The sequence below is a fragment of the Halorubrum sp. SP9 genome, assembly GCF_005435015.1.
Taxonomy (GTDB): Archaea; Halobacteriota; Halobacteria; order Halobacteriales; family Haloferacaceae; genus Halorubrum; species Halorubrum sodomense.
On the sequence record NZ_SGXU01000060.1, the window covers coordinates 537 to 880 of the forward strand.

Consider the following 344-nt stretch of genomic DNA (forward strand, 5'->3'; position numbering starts at 1 on the left):
ATGGATGGGCGGTCTCGATGAGCGGATTCTAGAGCGGCTCGCTGATGGAGGCGATGCGGATGCGTGGGAGATCGCGTTCGATATTCGTGGACGGATCAGTAAGAATCGCGTGAGTGACCGGTGCGAAGTGCTGGCGGATGCCGAGCTCGTGGAGCAATACGAGCGCGAGATCGTTGATGGTCGCTTTGAGGTCAAATGGTCGATCACAACATGGGGAGAATTATTCTTGAGCGAAGATGTCGACCCGAGTCTCGATGTGCCCGTGCCGAACCCGCGACCGCCGCATGCGACGCGACCGGACTGGTGGGCAGGATTCTGAGATTTGTTATACGGTAGCGATCTCG

Annotated in this window: 1 protein-coding gene; it reads left to right on the top strand. The window is 57.8% G+C overall.

Going from position 1 to position 344, the window contains the following annotated elements:
• A partial coding sequence (locus EXE45_RS16115) for a repressor phrH2 (RefSeq protein ID WP_241989500.1) occupies positions 1–319 on the top strand: 319 nt, incomplete at its 5' end.
• Between the last annotated feature and the right edge of the window lie 25 nt (positions 320–344).